The following is a 24,260-nucleotide window of genomic DNA, read 5'->3' on the forward strand; positions in this document are numbered from 1 at the left end:
TGTGACGCTTCCTGCGGCCAGGCCGCCTACTGCGGACCGTACGTGCGCCCCGTCCGCGAGGTGACCCCGCCGAGCAGCCCCCGCGGGGCGACCTTGACCAGCCCCATCAGCGCCTTGTAGCGCGGGTCCGGGACCGACACCGTCTTCCCCCGGGACAGATCCGCCAGCGCGGAGGCCACCAGCTTGTCCGCGTCGAGCCACATCCAGTTCGGGATGTTGTCCGTGCCCATCCCGGCCCGCTCGTGGAACTCCGTCCGCACGAACCCGGGGCACAGCGCCATCAGCCGCACCCCCGACCCGGCCAGGTCCCGTGCCGCGCCCTGGGTGAACTGCACGACCCAGGACTTCGACGCCCCGTACGTACCGCGCGGCACGAACGCCGCGACGGACGCCACGTTGACGACTCCGCCCCGGCCCCGCTCCCGCATCCCGGCGACCGCCGCCGAGGTCAGCCGCAGGACCGCCTCGCAGTGCACCTTCAGCATCGTCAGCTCATCGGCCATGGACACCTCCAGAAAGCGCCCCTTGTTGCCGAACCCGGCGTTGTTGACCAGCAGATCGATGGAGTGCCTGCGGTCCGCGAGCCGCTTCTCGACCGCCTCGATACCGCCGTCCGTGGACAGGTCGGCGCTGAGCACCTCGGCCTCGATGCCGTGCCGGTCGTGCAGTTCCGTGGCGTGTTCGCGCAGCCGTGCGGTGTCCCGCGCCACCAGCACGAGGTTGTGCCCCTGGGCCGCGAGCCGCCGCGCGAACGCGGCCCCGATACCCGCCGTCGCGCCTGTGATCAGTGCAGTCGTCATACGCGGCACGTTAGTGCCCCGCACGGTCCGGGACCTCACCCGCCCGCTGCCCCCTCCACCACCACGGACGGGCCCCTCATCCCGTCGTCCTCGCGGGACACCAGATGACAGTGGTACATGTACGGGGCATCCGGGTCGGAGCGCTACCCGCCCGCATCCGCAGACCGAAGACGCGCGTGCCGTCCTTGTCCACCGTCGGGGGCGCGGGCGGCGGTCCGGGATGTGACGACAGGCCCTGGTCCTCTCCATGCTCATCAGCATTCCGAGCCGACCGGCCCCCGGGCATGGGGCGGAGCCCTGAACCGTCCCCGACCAGGCCCCTGCCGCCCGACCGGGGAGATCCCTCGGTACGGGTCAGGGTGAGGCGGCGAAGGACAGCATGCGGGCCTCACGCACGGGCTTGTGGTTCTCGTCCCCGCTCATGTGCGTCGACGTCAGGACCAGCCGTCCGTCGACGTAGGCCGTGTGCCCCGTGAACATCTCGTACTCCCACGCTGCGGTCGCCGCCGGGTGCTTCACGATCTCGGTCTCCGTACCGGCGCCGCGCGGGCCCATGAGGAAGGTCCGGCCGGGGGTCCTCGCGCCGGCCGCCTCGTAGACGCGCATCGACCTGCCGCCCTCCGCGCGCAGCGCGTACAGGATGCGCATCTCGTCGGACTTGATGCCCCACAGGAACTTCCCGGTCTTCACGTCGTACGCGCCGACCTGGTTCTGGCCGCCCAGCATGATGAGGCCCTTGTCGACCGCGGCGCCCCGGCAGGGCTGGATGTCATCGCCGCCCCCGCTTCCGGCACAGTGCTCGAACCCCTTGTCCCGGGCGTCGAAGGTGACCCGGTGCCTGCCTCCCGGATCCAGGACCGTGATCCGCCAGTCGCTGGCGGTGTCCTCGTTGTTGTAGACGGTGAAGACGACCGGGTCCATGGAGATCAGGGCGCCGAAGCTCCAGCCGGTCTTCGTCCGGTAGCGCCACAGGAGCTTGCCGGTCCGGGGGTCGAACTCGCGCAGCTGGCCGTAGTTCTTGCTCCGGTCCATGGAGACCGTGCAGTCGGAACTCACCAGCAGCCGGGCGGCGCCGCCCGCCACACCGGTGGGAAAGCACGCCCCCTTCTTCTCCGAGGGAATCTCATGGAGCGTGCTCCCGTCGTCCACCCGGTAGGTGACGGCCCGTTGGCCCCGGGCGACGGAGAGGACGTCGCCGCTGATGGCGCTGTGGACGATGAACGTGCTGTCCTCGTCACCGGGCTCGTCGAGCTTCTTCTGCCACCCCTGCTTCCCGGTCTTCAGATCGATCATCTGCATCTGGTCGCAGCGATTGCCCCGCTCGTTGTCGGGCCTCTCATGACGGAAGACCACGACCTTGCCGTCGGGCGTGGGGTTGGCCGGTGTCTCGCACACGGCGGAGGGGAGCGTCACGCTCCAGACCTCGGCACCGTCCGAGAGCCGGTAGGCCGTCACCTTCCGGTACAGGGCCTGGACGGCGGTGTCGCCGACGATCCACAGGTCGTGGACCGGGTTGATCTGCTTGGGTATATCGGTCTTGTCGTCGGCGATCCACGCCGACGCCTCGCCCGGCTTCCGCGCGGCCGCGACCTCCTTCGTCGTCGGAATGCGGCTCAGCTTCTGGGCGCCGGCCGCGGGCGTACGGGACGGGGACGCCGAACCGGAAGGGCCGGGCGACTTCTTCGCCACCGGCTTCGCGGGCTCGTCCCGTCCCCGGTCGGTGAGGCCGTACACCCCGCCCGCCACGATGACGAGCGCCAGTGCGACGACCGCGGCGACGACCGGCCCCCGGCCGAAGCGGCGGCGCGGGGGCGGCGGGGGCGGCGGCCCGAATCCCTGCGTCCCGGACTCCCGCTGCGCGCCGCCCCCGGAGGCGTACGGGTTACCGGGAACGGGCTGCTGCGGCGGGCCCGGGGTGTACCAGGGCTGCTGCGGATCGGGCATGGTCTTCCCCTCAGGACGTGCCGCTCGGCTCGACGTCTGATGCTCGGGCGCGGGTCACTGGTGGTGGACGCGCGCCCGGCCGATCCAGTTCCCCCGTCACCGGCCCGGAAGCGGGCCGAGGGTGACGCCGCGTCACCGGCCGGGCACCGCCGACCTCGTGAGGGACCGTTCCGCCCGGCGCTCAGCTCTGCTGTGCCGCGTACTCCCGGGCCTTGCGCAGCGCCTCGGGGTGCAGTGCCTCCCCGGCGGCCAGCAGCGAGGGCAGCAGGGTGCGTTCGGTCGTCGACGCCCGGAACTGCAGGGCGGCGGTGATCTCGTGGTCCGGCCGGTGCACGATCTCGATGGGGTCCCCGGCGCGGACCGTGCCCGGTTCGATCACCCGCAGATACGCACCGGTCACGCCCTGCTCGGTGAACCGCTTGACCCACCCCCTCTCCTGGACATGCTCGGCGAAGGTCCGGCACGGGATCCGCCCCGAGGTCACCTCCAGCACCAGGTCCGCCCCCACCCGCCAGCGCTCGCCGATCAGCGCGCCGCTGACGTCGAGACCCCGGGTCGTGAAGTTCTCGCCGAACACCCCGTTGGCCAGCTTCCGCCCGCCCAGCTTCCGCTCCCAGTCGTCCAGCTCTTCGCGGGCGAAGGCGTACACCGCCTGGTCGCTGCCGCCGTGATGGCGCAGATCGCACACCGCGTCCCCGGACAGCCCGCTGCCGCCCACGCCCTTGGGGCCGGGGTCGCGCACCTCCACGGGACCCTCCACCGGGCGCTTGTCGATCCCGGAGAGGCCGTTCGGGCCGTCGGTCCGGGCGTTGGGGCGGAGGCGGCCGATGTTCACGGTGAGCAGCTTCATGCCGTTACGCTAACCGCCCCCGGCCCAAAGGAGGGAGTCATTAATTCGCCCTTCCTCCAAGAGCTCCTTATGATGGAGCGGTGATCGAAGCTCGCCACCTCCGTGTCCTGCGCGCCGTGTCCACCACCGGCTCGTTCTCCGCCGCCGCCCGCGAGCTGGGCTGCACGCAGCCCGCCGTCAGCCAGCAGATGAAGGCTCTGGAGGCCTCCGCCGGCACCACGCTGCTGATCCGCACCGGGCGCGAGATGCGCCTCACCCAGGCCGGTGAGGCGCTGGTGCGGCACGCCTCCGGCATCCTGGCGGGGCTCACCGCCGCCGAGGAGGAGGTCGCCGCCATCGCCGGACTGCGGGCCGGCCGGGTCCGGCTGGTCTCCTTCCCCAGCGGCAGCTCCACCCTCGTTCCGGGCGCGCTGGCGGCCCTGCGAGCCGACCACCCCGGCACCCGCGTCTCGCTGGTCGAGGCCGAGCCGCCGCGCTCGGTGGACCTGCTGCGCGAGGGCGACTGCGATATCGCGCTGGCGTTCCGTTACGGGGCGACGGGCGGCGAATGGGACGACCTGGTGGTCCGGCCGCTGCTCACCGACCGGCTGATCGGCCTCCTCCCGGAGGGGCACCGGCTGGCGGAGGCGCCCAGCGTGTCCATCGGCGAGCTGGCCGACGAGTCCTGGATCGCGGGCTGCCCGCGCTGCCGCCGCCAGCTGGTCGAGGTCTGCGAGGAGTCCGGCTTCGCCCCGCGCATCGACTTCGCCACCGACGACTACCCGGCGGTGATGGGCCTCGTCGGGGCGGGGCTCGGTGTGGCGGTGCTGCCGGAGCTGGCCGTCGAGTCGGTCCGCCCCAAGGGGACCAGGGCGGTACCGGTCGAGCCCGCGATCGAGCGGGAGATCGTCGCGCTGACCCTGCCGGACCTGGCCCGGGTCCCGGCGGTGGCGGCCACCCTGGACCAGCTGGCGCGGACCGCCGCCCGCTGAGCCCGCGCGGGGCGCGACGCGCACACGGACGCCTGCCGCGGCCGGTCGCGGGCCGGATGGCTGAAGGTACTGAAGAAACGTTTCTGCGTCGCGTTGGGGCGTACGGGTGTCAGGTGGTGCCGGAGCCCGGTCCGGCGGGGCCCCCGGAGGGCGCCGCGCTGATCAGCCGGGTTCTGGCCCGGCCCATCAGCTCTTCGCGCTCGTCCTCCGTCAGGCCGCCCCACACGCCGTAGGGCTCCCGTACGGCCAGGGCGTGGGCCGCGCACTCGGCCCGTACCGGGCAGCGCATGCACACCTCCTTCGCGGAGGTCTCGCGGGCGCTCCGCGCCGCGCCGCGCTCACCCTCCGGGTGGAAGAACAGGGAGCTGTCCACGCCTCGGCAGGCGGCGAGCAGCTGCCAGTCCCACAGGTCTGCGTTGGGTCCGGGAAGGCGGGAGAAATCTGCCATTGCTTGTCCCCTCGGAGCTGTGCTGCATCGGAAGCGGCATCCTCGACCGTCTGTGATCGACGGCCTGCGGTGTTCGGACCGTCTCTGATCGGTGTGACCGAAGTCTCGACCGTACATCTACGGTGCTAGTAGATGTAAATATGACTGATTGCGAATCTAGCCACAGACACCCTCGAAAGGGAAGAAAAGCTGCCAAATAGGGCATGCCATGGGGTGAAGATCCGGTTGACGGGTGAATCACCCGCGCCGTTCTCCTCCGTATTCGAGCCTTCACGTAGAGTGCCGAACCCGGTCGCGCGACCCGTAACTCTTTCGAGTGACCGTCGTTAAAGGAACGGATGCGGTTGACGGATATCCGGCTCGGGCACATGTCCGAGGGGGTCAACCGCACAGGTGACGACTTGTATCAGCCTGGAGGCTCAAGGTGACGCGCATCAGCTGCGGAGGACGGTCATGACATCCGTCCTCGTCTGCGACGACTCCCCGCTTGCCCGAGAAGCGCTCCGTCGCGCGGTGGCCACCGTGCCCGGCGTCGAGCGCGTGACGACCGCGGCCAACGGCGAGGAAGTCCTCCGCCGCTGGGGTGCCGATCGTTCGGATCTGATTCTGATGGACGTACGCATGCCCGGTCTGGGAGGTGTGGAGACCGTCCGTCGACTGCTCTCCGCCGACCCCGGTGCCCGGATCATCATGCTGACCGTCGCCGAGGACCTGGACGGGGTCGCGCTCGCGGTCGCCGCCGGTGCCCGCGGCTATCTGCACAAGGACGCCTCGCGCGCCGAGCTGCGGGCCACCGTCACCCAGGCGCTGGCCGACCCGACGTGGCGGCTCGCCCCGCGTCGGCTGCGGTCCGCCGAGATGGGGGCGGCCCCCACGCTCACCGCGCGGGAGATCCAGGTGCTCGAAGGCATGAGTCACGGCCGCTCCAACGCGGAGATCGGCCGCGAGCTGTTCCTCTCCGAGGACACGGTCAAGACCCACGCCCGCCGCCTGTTCAAGAAGCTCGGGGCCTCGGACCGCGCCCACGCGGTGGCCCTCGGATTCCGCTGGGGTCTGGTCCGCTGAGGACACGCCCGGGCCGCGCCCCGTCCGCAGACCGGCGGACGGGGGCACGGAGCGGGCCACCGGCTCCACGCCCCGCAACCGGGTGCCCGCCCAGCGGCGCCATGTGACGCTTCCCGGCCGATGACGCATCCTTGAGTCGTGGAGTTCCTCAGGAACGATTCGGTCGAGCGGAAGGGGAGGGCGCAGGACATGACATCCGGCGCACCCGCTCATAACGCTTCGGTGCACAACTCCGGAGGCGGTGCAGCGGACCGAGTGGCATCAGGGCACCATGGTCCGATGCGCGATGACGAGACCACGGTGATCGGTGCCCTGGTGCACCGCGCCGTCGACGGAGACGCGCAGGCCACCCACGACCTGCTGGCCCACGTCCACCCCCTCGCCCTGCGCTACTGCCGCTCCCGGCTGAACCGCCTCCCCGGTGATGCTCGCCACTTCGTGGAGGACCTCGCGCAGGAGGTCTGCGTCGCGGTGCTGATGGCGCTGCCGCGCTACAAGGACACCGGCAGGCCCTTCGAAGCCTTCGTCTTCGCCATCGCCGGACACAAGGTCGCCGACCTCCAGCGCGCCGCGATGCGCCACCCGGGGTCGACCGCCGTCCCCTCCGACGAGATGCCGGAGCGGCCCGACGACTCCCTCGGCCCGGAGGAGCGCGCCCTGCTCAGCAGCGATGCCGCCTGGGCCAAGAAGCTCCTCGCCAACCTCCCGGAGAGCCAGCGCGAGCTGCTGGTCCTGCGGGTCGCGGTGGGGCTGACCGCCGAGGAGACCGGACGGATGCTCGGGATGTCGCCGGGCGCGGTCCGGGTCGCCCAGCACCGCGCGCTCAGCAGGCTCCGGGCGCTCGCCGAGCAGTAGCGGTACGGCGGGGCCCGCCGTACCGCCTCGTGCGAAGCTCCAGAACCACCAAGTGATCTTGATCGTGGAATGAGACACCTCCCGGGGCCGTTAGCATGGACATCCGCACCGATCAAGGCCATTTGGGGAAGGTGTCATGACTGCAAACGTCGACGGAGTGCCCGAGAAATTCGCGACGCTCGGGTTGACCTACGACGACGTGCTGCTGTTGCCCGGCGCGTCCGAGGTCCTGCCCAACGCGGTCGACACCTCGACCCTCATCTCGCGCAACGTACGGGTGAACATCCCCCTGCTGTCGGCCGCCATGGACAAGGTGACCGAGGCCCGCATGGCCATCGCCATGGCCCGTCAGGGCGGTGTCGGCGTGCTGCACCGCAACCTCTCCATCGAGGACCAGGTGAACCAGGTCGACCTGGTCAAGCGGTCCGAGTCCGGCATGGTCACCGACCCGATCACCGTGCACCCCGACGCCACGCTCGGCGAGGCGGACGCGCTCTGCGCGAAGTTCCGCATCAGCGGTGTCCCCGTCACCGACGCCGCGGGCAAGCTTCTCGGCATCGTCACCAACCGCGACATGGCCTTCGAGTCGGACCGTACGCGCCAGGTGCGCGAGGTCATGACGCCGATGCCGCTCGTCACCGGCAAGGTCGGCATCTCCGGCGTCGAAGCCATGGAGCTGCTGCGCCGCCACAAGATCGAGAAGCTGCCGCTCGTCGACGAGGCGGGCATCCTCAAGGGCCTCATCACGGTCAAGGACTTCAAGAAGGCCGAGCAGTACCCGAACGCCGCCAAGGACGCCGAGGGCCGCCTGCTGGTCGGCGCGGCCGTCGGCGCCAGCCCCGAGGCGCTGGAGCGCGCGCAGGCCCTCGCCTCCGCCGGGGTCGACTTCCTCATCGTCGACACCTCGCACGGCCACAACAGCAACGCCCTCGCCTGGATGGCGAAGATCAAGTCGAGCGTCGGCGTCGACGTCATCGGCGGCAACGTCGCCACCCGCGACGGCGCCCAGGCCCTGATCGACGCCGGTGTCGACGGCGTCAAGGTCGGCGTCGGCCCCGGCTCGATCTGTACCACCCGTGTGGTCGCCGGTATCGGCGTCCCGCAGGTCACCGCGATCTACGAGGCGGCGCTCGCCGCCCGCGCGGCGGGTGTCCCGGTGATCGGCGACGGCGGCCTCCAGTACAGCGGCGACATCGGCAAGGCGCTGGCCGCGGGCGCGGACAGCGTGATGCTGGGCAGCCTGCTCGCGGGCTGCGAGGAGTCCCCGGGCGAGCTGATGTTCATCAACGGCAAGCAGTTCAAGTCGTACCGCGGCATGGGCTCGCTGGGCGCGATGCAGTCCCGCGGCCAGGGCCGGTCCTACTCCAAGGACCGCTACTTCCAGGCCGAGGTCTCCTCGGACGACAAGCTCGTCCCCGAGGGCATCGAGGGCCAGGTGCCCTACCGCGGTCCGCTGGCCAACGTCCTCCACCAGCTCGTCGGCGGCCTGCGCCAGACCATGGGCTACGTCGGCGCCGCGTCCGTCGACCAGATGGAGAGCAAGGGCCGCTTCGTCCGGATCACCTCGGCGGGGCTCAAGGAGAGCCACCCGCACGACATCCAGATGACGGTGGAAGCACCGAACTACAGCAGGAAGTAACGCATCACCGCAGGTGAGGGGCGGACCGGAGTTCCCGGTACCGCCCCTCAGGCACGTGTCGGGGATACTGGTCAGCGCAGACGTAGAGGGAAAGGCCACACATCGTGACTGAGATCGAGATCGGGCGCGGCAAGCGCGGCCGCCGGGCTTACGCATTCGACGACATCGCTGTCGTTCCGAGCCGCCGCACCCGGGACCCGAAGGAGGTCTCGATCGCCTGGCAGATCGACGCCTACCGCTTCGAGCTGCCGTTCCTGGCCGCTCCCATGGACTCCGTGGTCTCCCCGCAGCACGCCATCCGGATCGGTGAGCTCGGCGGCCTCGGCGTGCTGAACCTGGAAGGCCTGTGGACCCGGCACGCCGACCCGCAGCCGCTGCTCGACGAGATCGCCGAGATGCCGGTCGAGTCCGCCACCCGCCGGCTCCAGGAGATCTACTCCGCCCCCATCCAGGAGGAACTGATCGGGCAGCGCATCAAGGAGGTGCGCGACTCCGGTGTCGTCACCGCCGCCGCGCTCTCCCCGCAGCGCACCGCCCAGTTCTCCAAGGCGGTCGTCGACGCGGGCGTCGACATCTTCGTCATCCGGGGGACGACGGTCTCCGCCGAGCACGTCTCCGGCGCGGCCGAGCCGCTGAACCTGAAGCAGTTCATCTACGAGCTGGACGTCCCGGTCATCGTCGGCGGCTGCGCCACGTACACCGCCGCCCTGCACCTGATGCGGACCGGCGCGGCCGGTGTCCTCGTCGGCTTCGGCGGCGGCGCCGCGCACACCACGCGCAACGTCTTCGGCATCCAGGTCCCGATGGCCACCGCCGTCGCGGACGTCGCCGGCGCCCGCCGCGACTACATGGACGAGTCCGGCGGCCGGTACGTGCACGTCATCGCCGACGGCGGCGTCGGCTGGTCCGGCGACCTGCCGAAGGCCATCGCCTGCGGTGCGGACGCCGTGATGATGGGCTCCCCGCTGGCCCGCGCCACCGACGCGCCGGGCCGTGGCCGCCACTGGGGCATGGAGGCCGTCCACGAGGACGTGCCGCGCGGCAAGCTGGTCGACCTCGGTCCGGTCGGGACGACGGAGGAGGTCCTCACCGGCCCCTCCCACACCCCGGACGGCTCGATGAACATCTTCGGCGCCCTGCGCCGCGCGATGGCCACCACCGGCTACAGCGACCTCAAGGAGTTCCAGCGCGTCGAGGTGACGGTGGCGGACTCGCAGCACAGCCGCTGACTTCCCGCGTAGGTACGCGAAGGGCCCGGACCGTCCAACGGTCCGGGCCCTTCCGCATGCTGCCGTGCGGTGTCAGCCGGCCTTCTTCGCGCCACCGACGGCGGCGACCGCGCCGAGGCCGAGGAAGAGGTACGTCATGAAGTCGGCCTCTTCCGACCACGCCGTGGTCACCGTGTCGAAGTGGTCGCCGATGACCTCGGAGAACGGGATCTGCGCCAGATCGGACAGCACCATCGAGATGCCGACGAGCTGACCCAGGTAGACCGCGCCGATCGAGAAGACGGCCGAGGCGGCGATGATCGCCGGGTTGGAGCCGCCGACCTTGCTCGCCGCGAAGCCGACCAGGAAGCCGACGCCGACCGCCGCGTAGCCGACCTCGCGTTCGATGGAGCCCGCGATCACGCCGTACAGGATGCCCGCGACGATCGCCGCGCCGAGCGCGACCGCCACGCCGAGCAGGACGTTGTCGCGGGCCGGGGGAGCCGGGGTGAAGGGGGCGCCGCCGCCGAACGGGGCGCCCTGGCCCGGCTGCTGGCCCGCGAACGGGTTACCGGTCGGGGCCGGGGGCTGCTGGCCGTAGGGGTTGCCGGTCGGGGCGGCGGGGGCGGGCTGACCCGGCTGGCCGGCGTAGGGGTTGCCGTCGACGGGCTGACCGCCGAAGGGCTGCTGGGGCTGGTTCGGCGGCTGCACGGGCTGACTCACGGTGGGGCTCCCCCTGGGGCGGCTGCGCACTGCTGCGCGGAATACGCACGTGTGTGTGCGCTCTGTGACGCCGCAGAGTAGCAGCACCCTCTGGTTTCGGTCACTGACTATCTTTCGACGGTCCGTCACCTGGTGGGCTTCCGCGCTAGATGTATTGATCACGAGCGTTGTTAACGCCGACCGGGCTTGATCATGGCGAAGACCTCCGGTGTGGTGGAGGTGTCTAGGCTCCACACCACACACGGAGGTCTTCGTGTCCCACCGTAATGCCCGGCTGACCGTTCACGGCAGGCGAATCCTGGTCGATCGCGTCCTCGGTGGGCGGCCAGTTGCCCATGTGGCGGCCGAAATGGGCATATCCAGGCCTACCGCCCACAAGTGGATCCGCCGTTGGCGCGCGGAGGGTGACTCGGGCCTGGCCGACCGCTCCAGCAGGCCCCATCGCACACCGCACCGCACCCCACGGGCCGTCGAGGCTCGCGTCTGCGACCTCCGCAGGACCCGCAAGCTCGGCCCCGCCCGCATCGGCCCGGTCCTGGGCCTGCCCGCCTCGACCGTGCACCGGATCCTGACCCGCCACAGTCTGAACCGGCTGTCCTGGATCGACCGTCCGACCGGCACCCTGATCCGCCGCTACGAACGCGACCGGCCCGGCGAGCTGATCCACATCGACGTGAAGAAGCTCGGCCGGATCCCCGACGGCGGCGGTCACAGGACCCTGGGCCGCCAGGCCGGCCGCGCCACCCGCAGCAACATGGGCTTCGACTACATCCACTCTGCCGTCGACGACCATTCCCGCCTGGCCTACAGCGAGATCCACCCCGACGAGAAGGTCGCGACCTGCGCGGGCTTCCTCACCCGCGCAGCCGCCTTCTTCCACCGCCAGGGCATCCCCCGCATCGAGCGGGTCCTGACGGACAACGCCTGGGCCTACCGCAAGGGCCTGGCCTGGAGGAACGCCCTCGCGGACCTCGGCGCCACAGGCAAGCTGACCCGGGCCTACCGGCCCCAGACCAACGGCAAGGTCGAACGCTTCAACCGCACCCTGCTCGACGAATGGGCCTACATCCGGCCCTACACCGCCAACACCGAGCGGGCCGAAGCCCTGGCAGACTTCCTCCACACCTACAACCACCACCGCAGCCACACCGCACTCGGCGGCCACCCACCCATCACCCGTGTCAACAACCCTGCGGGTCAATACAGCTAGAGCCGGTGTGCTGCCCCCGCCGGAGTGGCTCCCCGGGTGTCCAGGAGCAGTTGGGCCTTCACCGCGAGGCCCTGGAGGTCGTAGGTGCGGTGCTGCTGGAGCAGTACGGTCAGGTCGGCGGCGGCCGCCGCCTCGTACAGCGAGTCGGCGCGCGGGACGGGGCGTTCGCGTACCCGCCAGTCCAGGACGTGCGGGTCGTGGTAGCCGATCTGGGCGCCCATGTCCATCAGCCGGGTGGCGATCTCCCGGGCGGGCGCGGCCTCTTGGTCCGCGGTGTCCGGTTTGTAGGTGACGCCGAGCAGCAGGACGCGCGCGCCCCGGACGGACTTGCCGTGCTCGTTCAGGAGGGTGGCGCAGCGCTGGATGACGTAGCTGGGCATCCGGTCGTTGATCTCCTGTGCCAGCGAGACCATCCGCAGCGGATGCCCCGAGGCGCGGCCCCCGTACGGCGGGCAGCCCGGATCGACCGGGACGCCGTGCCCGCCGACGCCGGGGCCGGGGCGGAAGGGCTGGAAGCCGAACGGCTTGGTCTCGGCACACCGGATGACGTCCCAGAAGTCGACGCCGAGGTCGTGGCAGAGCACCGCCATCTCGTTGACCAGCGCGATGTTGACGTGCCGGAAGTTGGTCTCCAGGACCTTCGTCATCTCCGCCTCGCGCGGTCCGCGGGCCCTCACGACCTTGTCGGTGAGCCGTCCGTAGAAGGCGGCGGCCGACTCGGTGCAGGCGGGGGTGAGGCCGCCGATGACCTTCGGAGTGTTGGCCAGGGTGCGGGTGCGGTTGCCGGGGTCGAGCCGGCCGGGGGAGCAGGCGAGGTGGAAGTCGCGTCCGGCGACGAGCCCGGAGCCCTCTTCGAGCAGGGGGCGCAGGAAGGTCTCGGTGGTGCCCGGAGGTACGGCGGACTCCAGCAGCACGGTGGTGTGCGGGCGCAGCCGGGAGGCCAGGGCGCGGGCGGAGTCGCCGAGCGCGGTGAGGTCGACGGCGCGGTCGGGGCCGAGCGGGGCGGGGGAGCAGATCACGGCGGTACGGACCCGGCCCAGCTCGGCGGCGTCGGTGGTGGGCCGGAAGCCGCCCGAGAGCATACGGCGGACCTCGGAGGCGGTGAGAGCGCCCTCGACGGGGCTCCGGCCCGCTCTGAGCTCCGCGTACGGGCGGGGATCGGGGTCGTAGCCGACGGTGTCGATTCCGGCGGTCACGGCGGCCTGGGCGAGCGGCAGGCCGAGGTGACCGAGTCCGATGACGGCGAGGTCTGCGGGCATACAGGAAGACCCCCTAAGTGCGGAGAGCGAAGATCGCAACTGCTGGGGACAGCGCAATGTCAGACTAGGCGTAAATATGACCTATATGTCGCATTGTGCCGCTCCAGTCGCCGGGGTGTTGTCCACAGGCGGTGGCTGAACTCGGGGAGCGCGGACAGAATCGAGAGGTGGACACGGGCGGCCGGCCCCTCGGCCGGGTGGCACTCCCGTGTCCGACCACCCCGATCCACCGGGAGGCAGCAGTGAGGACAGCGACACTGGGACCCGCCGAGCGCACCCTCGCGCTCGCCGCCATGGCCGAGCGCGAACTGGACGTGCTGGTCGTGGGGGCGGGCGTGGTAGGCGCGGGCACGGCGCTGGACGCCGCCACCAGAGGCCTGACGACCGGACTGGTCGAGGCGCGCGACTGGGCGTCCGGCACATCGAGCAGGTCGAGCAAGCTGATCCACGGCGGCCTGCGCTATCTGGAGATGCTCGACTTCGCCCTGGTCCGGGAGGCGCTCAAGGAGCGCGGGCTGCTCCTGGAACGGCTCGCCCCGCACCTGGTGAAGCCCGTGCCCTTCCTCTACCCCTTGCAGCACAAGGGCTGGGAGCGCCTCTACGCCGGCTCCGGCGTCGCGCTGTACGACGCGATGTCGGTCTCCTCCGGCCACGGACGCGGCCTCCCCGTCCACCGCCACCTCTCCCGCAAGCACGCGCTGCGGGTCGCCCCCGCGCTGAAGAAGGACGCCCTGGTCGGCGCCCTCCAGTACTACGACGCCCAGATGGACGACGCCCGCTTCGTCACCGAGCTGGTGCGCACCGCTGCGTCCTACGGCGCCCACGTGGCCAACCAGGCCCGGGTCGTCGGCTTCCTCCGCGAGGGCGAGCGGGTCGTCGGCGCGCTCGTCCGGGACGTCGAGAGCGGCACGGAGTACGAGGTCCGGGCCAAGCAGGTGGTCAACGCCACCGGCGTGTGGACCGACGACACCCAGGGGCTCATCGGCGAGCGCGGACAGTTCCACGTCCGGGCCTCCAAGGGCATCCACCTGGTCGTCCCCAAGGACCGCATCCACTCCTCCACCGGCCTCATCCTGCGCACCGAGAAGTCCGTCCTCTTCGTCATCCCCTGGGGCCGGCACTGGATCATCGGCACCACGGACACCGACTGGGACCTGGACAAGGCCCATCCGGCCGCCTCCAGCGCCGATATCGACTATCTCCTCCAGCACGTCAACTCCGTCCTGAACACCCCGCTGACCAGGGACGACGTCCAGGGTGTCTACGCCGGGCTGCGGCCGCTGCTGGCCGGCGAGTCGGACGCCACCAGCAAGCTGTCGCGCGAGCACACGGTGGCCCACCCCGCCCCCGGCCTGGTCGTCGTGGCGGGCGGCAAGTACACGACGTACCGGGTCATGGCCAAGGACGCGGTGGACGAGGCGGTGCACGGGCTCGACCAGCGGGTCGCCGCCTGCGTCACCGAGGACACCCCGCTGCTGGGGGCCGAGGGGTACAAGGCCCTGTGGAACGCGCGCGCCCGGATCGCGGCCCGGACCGGACTCCATGTCGCCCGGGTGGAGCATCTGCTCAACCGGTACGGCTCAATGACCGAGGAAATTCTGGAACTGATCCTCGCCGACCCCGCACTGGGTGAACCGCTGCCCGCCGCCGACGACTATCTGCGCGCCGAGATCGTCTACGCGGCCTCCCACGAGGGCGCCCGCCATCTGGACGACGTGCTGACCCGGCGCACCCGGATCTCCATCGAGACCTTCGACCGGGGCACCCGCAGCGCCCGGCTCTGCGCGGATCTGATCGCGCCGGTGCTCGGCTGGGACCAGGGGCGGATCGACCGGGAGGTCGAGCACTACGAGAAGCGGGTGGAGGCCGAGCGGGAGTCGCAGCGGCAGCCCGACGACCTCACGGCGGACGCGGCCCGGCTGGGCGCGCCGGACATCGTGCCGACCTGAGCAGTGCCCCGCGGAGCCCCGGAGGGCGGCCACCCCCTGTTGCCTCCGGGGCAGTTGGGACCCGCCTGCCCCGTGGGGCGGGGCGGCGGGCCGGTCCGGCCTGGACGGGGAGGCCCGGTTGGTAGGAGGCTGTGGGAGATTCCCTCCGCGGGCCGCGGCGCGGCGGACCCGGACCCGGCACCAGGACCGGTCCCGGGGTGAGGGACAATGAACGCTCTGCCAGGGCGGGTTGATCGCAGAGGGGACGCATGTCGGAGGCGGAGCAGGCACGGGAGCCCCAACGGGACAAGAACGGTCGTCTCCTCGCGGGGCGCTACCGGCTCGGTGAGGTGCTCGGCCGGGGCGGCATGGGCACGGTCTGGCGCGCCGACGACGAGACGCTCGGCCGCACGGTCGCCGTGAAGGAACTGCGGTTCCCCTCGGCGATCGACGAGGACGAGAAGCGTCGGCTGATCACGCGCACCCTGCGCGAGGCCAAGGCGATCGCACGGATCCGCAACAACAGCGCGGTGACCGTCTACGACGTGGTCGACGAGGACGACCGCCCGTGGATCGTCATGGAGCTGATCGAGGGCAAGTCACTCGCCGAGGCGATCCGCGAGGACGGCACGCTGACGCCGAAGCGGGCCGCCGAGGTCGGGCTCGCCATCCTCGACGTCCTGCGCTCGGCGCACCGCGAGGGCATCCTGCACCGCGATGTGAAGCCGTCCAACGTGCTGATCGCCGAGGACGGCCGCGTCGTCCTCACCGACTTCGGCATCGCCCAGGTCGAGGGCGACCCGTCGGTCACCTCCACCGGCATGCTCGTCGGCGCCCCCTCGTACATCTCGCCGGAGCGGGCCCGCGGTCACAAGCCGGGCCCGCCCGCCGACCTGTGGTCGCTCGGCGGACTGCTGTACGCGAGCGTCGAGGGCTGCCCGCCGTACGACAAGGGCTCGGCCATCGCCACGCTCACGGCCGTGATGACCGAACCGCTCGACCCGCCGAAGAACGCCGGTCCGCTCACGGAGGTCATCTACGGGCTGCTCGCCCGGGATCCCGAACAGCGCCTCGACGACGCCGGGGCACGGGCGTTGCTCAACGACGTCATCAACGCCCCCGACGTGCCCGCGCCCGCCCCGGTGGACTCCACCCAGATCATGGCCATCCCGCCGGCCCCCGCCGCCGACCCGCTCGTCAGGCGGACGCCGAAGCAGCCCAAGGCCCCGAAGCCGCCGAAGCAGTCCACCGGAACGGGCGAGTCCGGCGAAGGCGCCCGCGACCGGCTGCGCGGAGCCCTGCGGTCCGTGCGCAACGCGAAAACCCCGGCGGTGGCCGCCGCGGGCGCCGCGGCCGCGTCGAAGGGCTCTCCCGCCGCCGCGGCCACCGGCTCGCCCGTCACCCCGCCCAAGCCGCCGTCCCCGCCCGGGACTCCCGCCCCGTCGGCGAAGTCCGCCGCGGCGGCCGGGTCCGCCCCGGCGGGCGCGCAGGGATCCGTCGCGGCCCCCGCCGCGCCGAAGTCGGCGGCGACGGCGAGCGCTTCCGTGCCGGGACAGCGCCCGCCGTCCTCGGCCGCCTCCACGCGCGCCTCGATCACCGACGTGGTGCCCCGCCGCACCCTCGCGATCATCGCGGCGGTCGTCGCGCTGGCCATCCTCGGCACGGTCCTCGCGCTCGCCCTCGGCGGCGACGACGCGGACAAGAGCGGCAAGGGCGACACCGCCGCGTCGGCCGGAGCCGCGACAGGCGGCGCCGACGGCAAGGGTGATGACACGGGCGGCGGTTCGTCCGGCGGGAAGGGCGACGGCCAGAAGGAGGGCCAGGGCAAGGAGGACGGCAGGGCCTCCGAGGACCCGTCCGGCGAGGGCTCCGACGACCCGAAGGCCGACGGTCCGAAGGGCGACCAGGGCGACGGGGACGACAAACCGGCGGGCGACTCCCTGCCCGCCGGCTACAAGAAGGTCGCCGACGCCCGGTTCCACTTCACCATGGCGATGCCCGAGGACTTCCGGCGCACCGGCATCGCGGGCACCAACTCCGGAGGCATCTACAACGCCGGGCAGGGCAGCTTCCCCCGGGTCCAGGTCGACTTCAACAGCTCTCCCAAGGACGACGCCGCGGCCGCCTGGCGCGGGGCCGTGGCCAGCGTCAAGGTCCTCAGCGACGGCTACAAGCACGGCGGCATAAAGAAGGTCGCGTACAACGGCTATCCGACCGTCGCCGACTGGACGTTCGAGCGCAGCCACAGCGGCGTCCGGGTCCGGGTGCTCAACCGCGGCTTCAAGGTGGACGCCAAGCGCGGCTACTCCATCATGATCAGCTGCAAGGTGGCCGAGTGGAACGGCGATGAGTGCCGGACGCTGCGCGAAACGGCGTTCGCCACCTTCACGCCCACGGACTGACCGCCGGACGCGCCCGATCCTGGCCGGTGTGAAACGTTTGTGCGGGCCGGGTTGGGGCGACCCGGCCCGTCGGCCCGCGTTGCCACGTATCGTAAGAGGCCGGAGACCGTACGCAGCCGGAACAGCGGGTCAATTGCCCGCCGGATGAACGTAACTGACGGAATCGTGCAGCTCTGATGGCCGGGGAACTGCGCGCTCTGGGGAGGCGTCGTGGACGATTACGCGGGTCGGGTGCTTGCCGACCGCTACCGCCTTCCGCTGCCCCCGTCCGACGGGTACGAACTGGCCGAGACCCGGGCGTTCGACACGTACAGCGGCCAGGAAGTCCTCGTCCGCCAGGTTCCGTTGCCGGAGATCATCGACGCCGAGGTGCTCGACGCGGACGGGCGGCCCCCGATGTCCGGGCAGGCCGGCGGGCGGGCGGTCCGCCGCAGTACGGACCCCGCGGTCCGGCGGGCGATCGAGGCCGCGCAGGCCGCCGCCCAGGTGCCCGACCACCCCCGCCTCGACCAGGTCTTCGACGTGTTCGCCGAAGCGGATTCGCTCTGGATAGTCAGCGAGCTCGTCGCGGCCCGGCCGCTCGCCGCGCTCCTCGCCGAGCGCCCCCTCACCCCCTACCGGGCCGCCGAGATCGGCTCCGACGTGCTCACCGCCCTGCGGGTGCTGCACGCCCACGGCTGGACCCACCGCAACATCACCGTGCGCACGGTCCTGGTCTGCGACGACGGCCGCGTCATGCTCACCGGTCTCGCGGCGGGCGCCGCCGAGGAGGCCCTCTGCGGGTACGCCCCCGAACCGCTGCCCGACGCCGATCCGGTGGCCGGCCCGACGACGTACGGCATCCCGGCCCCCGACCCCGCCCCGCCCAGGGAGCTCGGCGGCGCCTACGCGCTCCCGGCGGCCAGGAGCGACGCGGACGTTGAGGAGTACGCGGACGCGGACGTTCAGGAGTACGCCGAATACGGCGGTCGGGAGGGCGACGGCAGCCGCGAGGGCCGGGAACTGCCCGTTCCGCCGCTGCCGCAGGGGTACGCGCCGCGCCGGGAGGACGACGGGTACGACCCGTACGACCTGCCGCCGGGCCGTGGGGCCGAGTCCGTCCCGGAGCAGTGGGCCGAGGGCCAGGAGATCGTCCCGCGCCCCGCCGCCCCCGCCGTCCCCTACACCGCCGTACCGCCCCCCGCCGAGCCGGGCGCCGCGAGCGCCGCGCAGCTGCGGGCCGCCCGCGCCGGGGCGATCGCCGCCTACCGCGCGGGCGCGCGGGCCGCCGCCCGGGACACCGAGGACCGGCAGCAGGCCGACCGCTCCCCGGCCGACCTCACGAAGCCGCCGCAGGACGGACGCGAAGCCGCGCCGGACGCCGGAGCGGCCGATACCGCCGAAGCTGCCGGTACCACCGGGGACGTGGACGCCCCCGGCACCCCCGTCGCCCCCCGGCCGGCCACCCCCTGGGGCGGCCCCGGCGAGGACCCCTACGACGACGAGGACGACGAGGACGACGAAGAGGGCCCCCGGCCGCCGGGCCGCCGTGTCCATCTCGCAGGGACCTGGGACGACGGGCCCGGCGCCGGGCGGTCCGTCCCCGCCGGCGGATCGGGCGCGGACGCCCTGCGCGCCGACTCCCGGCGGCCCGGCGTATCCGGCGTACCGGGCTCCAAGGAGCCGGCCCGCACCGCGCCGCTCCCGACCGCGCGTACCACCACCCGGGCCTGGGAGGACGCCGTCGCGGGCGGGGGCGAACCGGCCGTCTACCGCGGCCCCGCCACCCCGCTCGCCGCCGAACGCGCCCGCCAGGCACGGATCGCCGTCGTCGGAGCCGTCACCGAGCGCTGGGCCCCCGAGCAGGCGGGCCCGGTCCACGAGAACTGGCAGCTCGCGCCGCCGATCGGCCCCTCCACCGACCTGTGGGCGCTCGGCGCGCTGCTCTACCGCGCCGTCCAGGGCCACGCCCCCTACCCCGAGGAGAACGCGGCCGAGCTCGTCCAGATGGTGTGCGGCGAGCCGCCCGCCTTCGCGGAGGAGTGCGGTCCGCTGCGGCCCGTCGTCGAGTCGCTGCTGCGCCAGGATCCCACCGAGCGGCCGGACTTCGAGGAGTTGCGCGGCTGGCTGCGCTCGCTGGTGCGCTCCGCGCCGGAGCCGGAGGCGGGCGCCGACGTCGTCCCGCTGCCCGCGCCCGACGCCACCCGGCTCCCCGTCGTGCGCCGCAGGGGCGAGCTGGTACGGCGGCGCCGGGGCCGGTTCGGCGGCGCCGGGGCCGGCCGGCACCGCCAGGGGAAGCGTCAGCAGCCGCCGAAGCGGCGCGGCGGCACGCAGCGGGAGAGCCACGAGTCGCTGCTGCCGCCGGACCGTTCCGTGCGCAGGCCCGTGGAGGCCTGGGAGGACGAGCGCCCGGCCCGCACGCCGCGTGCCCCCAAGGGCCCCCGGGTGCTGCGGGAGCCCCCGCGCCGGGGTGAGGAGTCCCCGCGCAGGCTGGGCCGGCTGCTGCTCGTCCTGATCCTGCTGCTGATGGCCGCCGCCGTCGCGTACGCCGTGATGTTCATGCCGAAGACGGAGCCGGGCCGGGACAACGGGGCGCCCGCGCCCACCGGTTCCGCCGCCCCGCCCGCCGCCTCGGGAGAGCCCGAGCCCTCCGGTTCGGCGGACGGACCCGACGTGCCCGGCTCCCAGAAGCCGCAGACCAGCCGGTCCGCCGCGGCCCTCGCCCCCGGCTACACGCTCCGCGAGGACGCGGAGGGCTTCGAGGTCGGCGTACCGAAGGACTGGCAGCGCAGCCCGGCCAACGCGGACCGTCAGATCCGTTACGGGAGCGACGGGTTCACCCTGCTCGTGGTGCCCGGCCGGGACACCGTGAAGTCGGGCGGCAGCGATCCGCTGGACTACCAGCGGGACAAGGAGCCCGAGCTCCAGCCGTTCCGGGACTCCAGCTGGTCCTCCTCGTCCGGGCTGCGCCGGGTCGACGTAGGCCGGCAGGCCATGGCCGAGGGGCAGTTCACCTGGCAGGAGAGCGGCGGGCGCGAGGTGTTCGTCCGCAACCTCGCCATGATCGTCGACGGTCGGTACCACGTCATCCAGGTCATCGGCCCCGAGAGCGACCGGGACAAGGTCACCGAGATCTACGAGCAGGCCATCGCCTCCTACCGGGTCGCCGGCTGACCCCACGTCATCGCCACCGGCGCCGTGCGGGCGTTGTGCGGTGCCGACAACCATCACAGTGCGGTCTCGTGGGCGATCCCCCGTATCCCCGCCGCGCCCCGCCTCCGTAATCTGGCAATTCGAGGAACGGGGCGGGGGCATCACGTGGATCGATCACAGGGCACGGACGCGGGACCGGTGCTGGCGGGGCGCTACCGGCTGGGCGACGTCCTCGGCCGGGGCGGCATGGGCAAGGTCTGGCGCGCCCATGACGAGGTGCTGCACCGCACGGTCGCCGTCAAGGAGCTGACCGCCGGGCTGTACGTCGCCGAGGCCGACCGGCTCGTCCTGCACGCCCGGACGCAGAAGGAGGCCCGGGCGGCGGCGCGCATCACGCACCCCGGCGTCGTCACCGTCCACGACGTGATCGAGTACGACAACCGCCCCTGGATCGTCATGCAGTATGTCGACGGGCCCTCGCTCGCCGACTCCGCCAAGGAGAGCGGCGAGGTCGCCCCGCGCGAGGCGGCCCGCATCGGGCTGCACGTGCTGAGCGCCCTGCGCGCCGCTCACAGCGCCGGGGTGCTGCACCGGGACGTCAAGCCCGGCAACGTCCTGCTGGCCCGCGACGGGCAGGTGCTCCTGACCGACTTCGGGATCGCCGCGATCGAGGGCGACTCCACCATCACCCGTACCGGCGAACTGGTCGGCTCCATCGACTACCTGGCCCCGGAGCGGGTACGCGGCGGCGACCCGGGCCCGGCCTCCGACCTCTGGTCGCTGGGGGCGACGCTGTACACGGCGGTCGAGGGGACCTCCCCGTTCCGCCGTACGTCCCCCATCTCCACCATGCAGGCCGTCGTCACCGAGGAGCCGCCCGCTCCGGTCAACGCCGGCCCGCTCGGGGCCGTCATCACCGCGCTGCTCCGCAAGGACCCGGCCGAGAGGCCCACGGCCGCGCAGACCGAGCAGATGCTGCTGGACGCCATGGAGGGCCGCGAACCCCGGGCCGCCCAGGCGCATGTGCCGACCCAGCGCTTCCCCGAGGAGGCCCGCTACGGCTACGGGGACGGCGACGCGTCGGGCCCGCCCGGCTCCGACGGCGCCACCGCCCGGCTGCCCGGAGCCACCACCCCCGCCGCCACCACCGGCCCGACCGCCTCGACCGCGCCGACCGCCCATGCCGCCCCGGCCCCCGGCCCCGCCTCCGTCCCGGTGGTCCGGCGCACCGGATCCCGGTGGCGCACCGTGCTCGTCGTGGTCGTCGCGGCGGCCGTGCTCGGCGGCGCGGCCGGGCTGATCGCGATGAAGTACGGCGAGCGCTCGGGCACTTCGGCCGGCGCGAGCGGCGGTCCGGCCGCCGGAAGCATGTCGTCCGCGCCCCGGACCACCCCGGAGCCCACCGGCCCCGCGCAGGGCGCGTCGGAGATACCCGACGGCTGGCACCGGGTCGAGGACCCGGCCGGCTTCAGCCTCGTCGTGCCCCAGGGCTGGGAGCGCCAGGTGAACGAGGGCCAGATCGACTACACCCCGGACGACGGGGTCCACCGGATACGCATCAGCGTCGACCCCGACCCGGACTTCGACCATCCGTATCTGCACATGGAGAACATGGAGGAGCAGCTCTCCACGCGGCTTCCGGGCTACGAGCGGATCGGGATGGAGAAGAACACCTTCCGCGACCGGCCGGGCGCCCTCTGGGAGTTCACCTGGAACGAGACCAAGGACCACGCGGGACCCCGGCACGGGATCGACCAGATGTACTACGGCGGCTCCGGCGGCCCGGAGTACGCGCTGTACCTGACCGCCCCGCAGGAGGGCTGGGAGGCCAGCCGGGAGAAGTTCGACATCATGCTCCGCAGCTGGCGCGCCCCGCAGACGCAGGAGTGAGGGCGGGCGGCCCGCCGGGCCCCGGGCGCAGCGGTCCGCGCCCCGCGGCGAAGGACGGGGACGCGATCTTCGCCGAGGTGGCCGAGGGGCTGACACATTCACGCTCCCTGAGGGTCGTGGGTCGGCCGCCGTCGGGCGGTCGGCCGCAACGCCACTGATCAGCGGTTATGTCGCCAGCGATCACTGGCTGGTTCAAGGGTGGTGCCGCACGGGGGTGGCGGGTCCTGTGAAAAACTGTTACCGACGGGTACCCAAAGACTCCGGCTGGACATACTCTCGGCCCCATGACGGACTCGCAGGCCCCTGACGCCCCTCTCGGTACGAACCCCGTGGCGGTCGCCCCCGCCGGGGTGCGCACGGCCGCCGACGTGGTCACCCCCGAGGTGATCGCCCAGCTGACCCGCGGGGTCGTCGGGTCGGGCCGAACGGCCAACCACACCCCCTTCACCGGGGAGAAGCTGGCCGACCTGCCCGAGTCCACCCCCGAGGACGTGGCCACCGCCTTCGGCCGGGCCCGCGCCGCCCAGCCCGTCTGGGCCGCCGTCCCCGTACGGCAGCGGGCCGCCGTCCTGCTGCGCTTCCACGACCTCGTCCTGAGCCGCCAGTCGGAGGTCCTCGACCTCATCCAGCTGGAGACCGGCAAGGCCCGTCTGCACGCCCACGAGGAGGTGCAGGCCGTCGCCGTCGCCGCCCGCCACTACGGGCGCAAGGCCGCCTCCTACCTCAAGCCCCGCCGCCACACCGGCGTCGTCCCGACCCTCACCAAGGTCACCGAACTGCGCCAGCCGCGCGGCGTCGTCGGCCAGATCGCCCCCTGGAACTACCCGCTCGAACTCTCCGTGGGCGACGCTCTGCCCGCCTTCGTCTCCGGCAACGCCGTCGTGATGAAGCCCGACACCGAGACCGCGCTCACCGCCCTGTGGGCCCGCGACCTCCTGATCGAGGCCGGACTGCCCGCCGAGGTCTTCCAGATCGTCCTCGGCGAGGGCCCGGTCGTCGGCCCCGAGGTCGTCAGCCGCGCCGACTACGTCTCCTTCACCGGCTCCACCCGCACCGGCCGCGAGGTCGCCGTGGGGGCCGCCTCCCGCCTGGTCGGCGTCTCCCTGGAGCTCGGCGGCAAGAACGCGATGCTCGTCCTGAAGGACGCCGACGTCGAGAAGGCCGCCGCGGGCGCCGTCCGCGCCTGCTTCTCCTCCGCGGGCCAGCTCTGCATCTCCATCGAGCGGCTGTACGTCCACGAGTCGATCGCCGACGACTTCGTGCAGCGCTTCGCCACCCGGACGAAGGCCATGCGGCTCGGCAGCTCCCTCGCGTACGGGGCCGACATGGGCTCCCTCGTCGGCGAACGCCAGCTGGAGACCGTCGCGCGCCATGTCGACGAGGCCGTCGAGAAGGGTGCGACCCTCGTCGCCGGCGGCGTCGCCCGCCCCGACATCGGCCCGCTGTTCTACGAGCCGACCATCCTCGACGGCGTGGAGGCCCCCATGGCCGTCTGCGGCGAGGAGACCTTCGGGCCGGTCGTCGCGATCTACCGCTTCAGCGACGAGGACGAGGTGATCGCGCTGGCCAACGCCACCCCGTACGGTCTCAACTCCAGCGTCTGGACCACCGACTCCAAGCGGGGCCACGAGGTCGCCGCCCGGCTGCGCACCGGCACCGTCAACATCAACGAGGGGTACGCCCCCGCCTACGGCAGCGTGCAGTCCCCGATGGGCGGCATGAAGGAGTCCGGCCTCGGCCGGCGGCACGGCTCCGAGGGCATTCTCAAGTACACCGAGGCCCAGACCGTCGCCCAGCAGCGGCTGATCCCGCTCGCGCCCGCCTTCGGGATGGACGACGAGAAGTACGCCGCGTTCATGACGAGCAGCCTCAAGGTGATGAAGGCGTTCCGGCTGCGCTGAGACGCCCAGCACGCCCCTTTCGTACTGATTCCGTT

Annotated in this window: 17 protein-coding genes; 11 read left to right on the top strand and 6 right to left on the bottom strand. The window is 72.5% G+C overall.

The window, feature by feature from the left end; all coding sequences use genetic code 11:
• Positions 1-26: 26 nt before the first annotated feature.
• From RNL97_RS20330 to RNL97_RS20340, 3 genes are all read right to left on the bottom strand, one after another.
• Positions 27-800 (bottom strand): SDR family NAD(P)-dependent oxidoreductase, encoded by a 774-nt coding sequence (locus RNL97_RS20330; RefSeq protein WP_030577931.1) that lies wholly within the window; start codon positions 798-800, stop codon positions 27-29.
• Between the two features lie 354 nt (positions 801-1,154).
• A complete protein-coding gene (locus RNL97_RS20335) occupies positions 1,155-2,744 on the bottom strand; it encodes an outer membrane protein assembly factor BamB family protein (RefSeq protein ID WP_313751019.1) in 1,590 nt (529 codons plus the stop codon).
• A 181-nt stretch (positions 2,745-2,925) separates the two neighbouring features.
• Positions 2,926-3,594, bottom strand: a complete 669-nt coding sequence (locus RNL97_RS20340) for an MOSC domain-containing protein (RefSeq protein ID WP_313751020.1) — start codon at positions 3,592-3,594, stop codon at positions 2,926-2,928.
• 80 nt (positions 3,595-3,674) lie between these two features.
• On the opposite strand from RNL97_RS20340, the gene RNL97_RS20345 reads away from it, so the two are divergent.
• A complete protein-coding gene (locus tag RNL97_RS20345; RefSeq protein WP_030577922.1) occupies positions 3,675-4,565 on the top strand; it encodes a LysR family transcriptional regulator in 891 nt (296 codons plus the stop codon).
• A 109-nt stretch (positions 4,566-4,674) separates the two neighbouring features.
• Here RNL97_RS20345 and RNL97_RS20350 read toward each other — a convergent pair whose 3' ends face one another.
• Positions 4,675-5,013 (bottom strand): WhiB family transcriptional regulator, encoded by a 339-nt coding sequence (locus RNL97_RS20350; RefSeq protein WP_030577920.1) that lies wholly within the window; start codon positions 5,011-5,013, stop codon positions 4,675-4,677.
• A gap of 453 nt (positions 5,014-5,466) precedes the next feature.
• Between RNL97_RS20350 and RNL97_RS20355 the strand changes: the two genes are divergently transcribed.
• From RNL97_RS20355 to RNL97_RS20370, 4 genes are all read left to right on the top strand, one after another.
• On the top strand, positions 5,467-6,078 hold the full coding sequence (locus tag RNL97_RS20355) for a response regulator transcription factor (RefSeq protein WP_003948568.1): 612 nt from the start codon (positions 5,467-5,469) through the stop codon (positions 6,076-6,078).
• A 279-nt stretch (positions 6,079-6,357) separates the two neighbouring features.
• The gene (locus RNL97_RS20360) at positions 6,358-6,933 is read left to right on the top strand and encodes a sigma-70 family RNA polymerase sigma factor (RefSeq protein ID WP_006126954.1); all 576 of its coding nucleotides are present in this window, start codon (positions 6,358-6,360) and stop codon (positions 6,931-6,933) included.
• Positions 6,934-7,069: 136 nt separating this feature from the next.
• Complete coding sequence (gene guaB / locus RNL97_RS20365; RefSeq protein ID WP_030577917.1) at positions 7,070-8,572, top strand: IMP dehydrogenase; 1,503 nt, start codon at positions 7,070-7,072, stop codon at positions 8,570-8,572.
• 104 nt (positions 8,573-8,676) lie between these two features.
• A complete protein-coding gene (locus tag RNL97_RS20370) occupies positions 8,677-9,801 on the top strand; it encodes a GuaB3 family IMP dehydrogenase-related protein (protein WP_030577914.1) in 1,125 nt (374 codons plus the stop codon).
• Between the two features lie 72 nt (positions 9,802-9,873).
• Here the strand turns inward: RNL97_RS20370 and RNL97_RS20375 are convergent, their stop codons facing one another.
• The gene (locus RNL97_RS20375) at positions 9,874-10,503 is read right to left on the bottom strand and encodes a hypothetical protein (protein WP_243314831.1); all 630 of its coding nucleotides are present in this window, start codon (positions 10,501-10,503) and stop codon (positions 9,874-9,876) included.
• Between the two features lie 253 nt (positions 10,504-10,756).
• Between RNL97_RS20375 and RNL97_RS20380 the strand changes: the two genes are divergently transcribed.
• Positions 10,757-11,713 (top strand): IS481 family transposase, encoded by a 957-nt coding sequence (locus tag RNL97_RS20380; protein WP_243312942.1) that lies wholly within the window; start codon positions 10,757-10,759, stop codon positions 11,711-11,713.
• Here the strand turns inward: RNL97_RS20380 and RNL97_RS20385 are convergent.
• Positions 11,710-12,972 carry a nucleotide sugar dehydrogenase gene (locus RNL97_RS20385; protein ID WP_243314833.1) on the bottom strand — a complete coding sequence of 421 codons (1,263 nt, stop codon included), beginning with the start codon at positions 12,970-12,972 and terminating at the stop codon, positions 11,710-11,712. The genes RNL97_RS20380 and RNL97_RS20385 overlap by 4 nt on opposite strands.
• A 242-nt stretch (positions 12,973-13,214) precedes the next feature.
• On the opposite strand from RNL97_RS20385, the gene RNL97_RS20390 reads away from it, so the two are divergent.
• The 5 genes from RNL97_RS20390 to RNL97_RS20410 all read left to right on the top strand — a co-directional run bounded on the left by RNL97_RS20390 (position 13,215) and on the right by RNL97_RS20410 (position 24,225).
• Entirely contained in the window at positions 13,215-14,921 is a 1,707-nt protein-coding gene (locus tag RNL97_RS20390; RefSeq protein WP_030577906.1) for a glycerol-3-phosphate dehydrogenase/oxidase, read from the top strand.
• A 248-nt stretch (positions 14,922-15,169) separates the two neighbouring features.
• Positions 15,170-17,302: a serine/threonine-protein kinase gene (locus RNL97_RS20395; RefSeq protein WP_313751021.1), complete on the top strand. Its 2,133-nt coding sequence runs from the start codon at positions 15,170-15,172 to the stop codon at positions 17,300-17,302.
• A 210-nt stretch (positions 17,303-17,512) separates the two neighbouring features.
• Complete coding sequence (locus RNL97_RS20400) at positions 17,513-20,455, top strand: protein kinase (RefSeq protein WP_313751022.1); 2,943 nt, start codon at positions 17,513-17,515, stop codon at positions 20,453-20,455.
• Between the two features lie 144 nt (positions 20,456-20,599).
• The gene (locus tag RNL97_RS20405) at positions 20,600-22,324 is read left to right on the top strand and encodes a serine/threonine-protein kinase (RefSeq protein WP_313751023.1); all 1,725 of its coding nucleotides are present in this window, start codon (positions 20,600-20,602) and stop codon (positions 22,322-22,324) included.
• 284 nt (positions 22,325-22,608) lie between these two features.
• The gene (locus RNL97_RS20410) at positions 22,609-24,225 is read left to right on the top strand and encodes a succinic semialdehyde dehydrogenase (protein ID WP_243314842.1); all 1,617 of its coding nucleotides are present in this window, start codon (positions 22,609-22,611) and stop codon (positions 24,223-24,225) included.
• The last annotated feature ends 35 nt before the right edge of the window (positions 24,226-24,260 follow it).

Source organism: Streptomyces parvus (genome assembly GCF_032121415.1).
GTDB classification, from domain to species: Bacteria; Actinomycetota; Actinomycetes; order Streptomycetales; family Streptomycetaceae; genus Streptomyces; species Streptomyces globisporus_A.